This is a genomic window from Burkholderia sp. APQ4-4ca, assembly GCF_057837105.1.
This window is the reverse complement of sequence record NZ_JBYQCG010000187.1, coordinates 2345-5712: the sequence shown is the minus strand read 5'-3', so window position 1 is coordinate 5712 and position 3368 is coordinate 2345. Positions and strand designations below refer to the sequence as shown.

2 protein-coding genes are annotated in these 3368 nt (G+C 59.8%); both read left to right on the top strand.

Annotation, left to right across the window (positions count from 1 at the left end; translation table 11 throughout):
- Window positions 1–2756 (top strand): glycosyltransferase (locus tag AC3IFE_RS20960; RefSeq protein WP_489191816.1); only part of this gene is annotated, 2756 nt, incomplete at its 5' end.
- 12 nt (window positions 2757–2768) lie between these two features.
- A partial coding sequence (locus AC3IFE_RS20955) for a GDP-mannose 4,6-dehydratase (RefSeq protein WP_489191815.1) occupies window positions 2769–3368 on the top strand: 600 nt, incomplete at its 3' end.

Genomic DNA, 3368 nt, shown 5'->3' with positions numbered 1-3368 from the left:
TGGAGGCGATGCGCTGCGGCGCGCCTGTGATCGGCGCGAATACATCGAGCGTTCCGGAAGTGATTGGGTGGGAGGATGCGCTGTTCGATCCCCGATCCGATGAAGCGATTGCGCAACACATGCAGCGCGGTCTGACCGACGAGGACTATCGTCAGGCCCTGATCGAACAGGGAAAGCGCCAGGCCGCGAAGTTCTCGTGGGATCGCAGCGGGCGTTGCGCGCTCGATGCAATGGAGCGGAGGCGCGAGGCATGGCTGACCGAATCGCACGAGCCGGAGGTTCAGGCGCAACGTCCCAGGCTGGCTTACGTGTCGCCGTTGCCGCCGGCCCGCACGGGGATTGCCGACTACAGCGCGGAATTGCTGCCGGAGTTGGCCCGCTTTTACGATATCGATGTCATCGTCGACACGGATAAAGCGGGGCAAATTCCGTCCGGTCAGCTTGCGCACGTTTCGGTGAAAACACCGGCGTGGCTGCGCAAGCATGCGGATTCCTACGATCGTGTCCTCTATCATTTCGGAAACTCGTCGTTCCACGAGTACATGTTTCCGCTGCTGGAAACCGTCCCGGGTGTGGTCGTGCTGCACGATTTCTTTCTGTCGGGCATTCTCGCGCACATGGCCGTTCACGGAAATCGTTCCGACTGCTGGTCCAAGGCGCTGTATGACGCACATGGGTATGTCGGTCTGAGGGCGCGGCATCTGAAAGAGGACATCGCGGATGTCGTCTGGGAATATCCGTGCAGCCTGGGCGTGATTCAGAAGGGCTTGGGCCTGATTGTTCACTCGCCCAATTCGCTGCGATTGGCGCGCCACTGGTACGGCGGGGATGCGGTCGACTGGACCGTCATTCCGCATATGCGCGATGCGACTACCGTATTGAGCAGCGACGATGCGCGCGATGCGCTGGGAGTCGGCAGGAACGACTTCCTGGTGTGCGCGTTCGGCGGGCTCGGGCCATCCAAGCTGAATCATCGGTTGCTTCGCGCATGGAATCGATCGTCCCTTGCGCGTGATCCGGCTTGTCATCTGGTCTTTGTCGGGGAGAATCAACCGACCGAATATGGCGAGGAACTCGCGCGCAGCATCCGGCAAACAGGCCAGAAAGGCAGAATCCGGATTACCGGATGGGCCGATGCGCAGATGTTCCGTCGGTATCTGGCGGCGGTTGATGTCGGCGTCCAGTTGCGGACGCTGTCGCGTGGCGAGACGTCGGGAACCGTGCTGGACTGCATGAATTACGGCAAGGCAACGATCGTCAATGCAAACGGAAGCATGGCGGACCTGGATCCCGAGGCCGTGTGGATGTTGCCGGACGAGTTCTCCGACGAGCAACTGATCGACGCACTGGAGACGTTGCGTTCGGATCCGTCGCGCCGACAACGAATGGGCGCGCGCGCACGGGACATCATCTTGAGCGCTCATGCACCTGACGTCTGTGCCGAGCAGTATCGCGATGCCATCGAGCGATTCTATCTCCGGGCCGACGCGAATCCGACCGTATTGTCTCGCGCAATCGCGCGTCGGGTGGGCCCGGCAAGCGACGACGAGTTGCGCACATGGGCGCTGAGCGTGGCGAAGAGTTTCGTTCCGCGCAACAACAAGCGGCAATTGCTGGTAGATATCTCCGAGCTCGTGCAGGTGGATGCCAGGAGCGGGATCCAGCGTGTGGTGCGCAATCTACTGAGGGAATGGCTGGATTCTCCACCCGACGGCTTTCGGGTGGAACCGGTGTATGCCACGACCAAGGATTCCTATCGCTATGCGCGTGGTTTCACGATGAGGTTGATGGGATTCGACGATGGCTATCTGCAGGACGAGCCGATCGACTATGCGGCAGGAGACGTGTTTGTCGGCCTGGATCTGCAACCCCGGGTCGTCCCCGCGCAGCGAGCGTTTTATCGAAATCTGCGATTGCAGGGCGTGCAAGTCAAGTTTGTCGTCTACGATTTGCTGTGTGTGCTGCTCCCCCAATACTTTGTTCCTGGCGCCGCCGAGGGTTTTACGGGCTGGCTGGACGTCGTGGCGGAGAATGACGGCGCATTGTGCATTTCGCAAGCGGTGGCCACGGATCTTTCGTCATGGATCGCGACGCACGCTCCCGAGCGGGCGGGCTCGTTCGAGATCGACTGGTTCCATTTGGGTGCGGATATCGAAAATTCCCCGACGACTTCGAAAATCCCGCGCGACGGAGGCAAGGTACTTCAACAACTGCGTAATTGCCCGACGTTTCTGATGGTCGGGACCCTGGAACCTCGCAAGGGACACGCTCAGGTTCTAGAGGCGTTCGACCGGCTGTGGCGCGAGAATCAGAACGTCAATCTGGTCATCGTGGGGCGGCAGGGATGGATGGTCGAGGATCTGGTCGGGCGGTTGCGGGCGCATACCGAGCAGGGACGCCATTTGTTCTGGCTGGAAAACGCCTCTGACGATTACCTGGAGAAAATCTACGGGGCGAGTTCGTGTCTGATCGCGGCGTCTTATGGTGAAGGCTTTGGTTTGCCGCTGATTGAAGCCGCGCAGCACGGATTGCCGATCATTGCGCGCGATCTGCCGGTGTTTCGTGAAGTGGCTGGTGAGCACGCATTTTATTTTTCCGCGCAAGAAGGGCATGATCTGGCGACCGAGCTCAAGGCATGGCTCGAGCTTCGAGCGAAGCAGCAAGAGCCTTCGTCTCGTGGCATGCCGTTCTTGACTTGGGCGCAAAGTGCCCGCCATTTGGCAAAAATTCTCACGCGCACTGAAGCGTATTCTTAAAGTAGGACGACTATGTCTAACAAAATTTCCATCATCACCGGCATCACCGGACAAGACGGCGCTTATCTGGCCCAGTTGCTGCTCGACAAGGGCTACACGGTTTACGGCACTTACCGCCGCACTAGCTCGGTGAATTTCTGGCGCATCGAAGAGCTGGGCATTGGCAAGCACCCGAACCTGCATCTGGTCGAATACGATCTGACCGATTTGTCGGCGAGTATCCGGCTGCTGCAGACGACCGGCGCGACGGAGGTTTACAACCTGGCGGCGCAGAGCTTCGTCGGCGTGTCCTTCGACCAGCCGGTCACAACCGCCGAGATCACCGGTGTCGGCCCGCTGAACCTGCTCGAGGCGATCCGCATCGTCAATCCGAAGATCCGCTTCTATCAGGCAAGTACGTCCGAAATGTTCGGCAAGGTGCAGGCGATCCCGCAGATCGAATCGACGCCGTTCTATCCGCGCAGCCCGTATGGCGTGGCCAAGCTGTATGCGCATTGGATCACGGTGAACTATCGCGAGAGCTACGACATCTTCGGTTGCAGCGGGATCCTGTTCAACCACGAATCGCCGCTGCGCGGCCGCGAATTCGTTACGCGCAAGATTACGGATTCC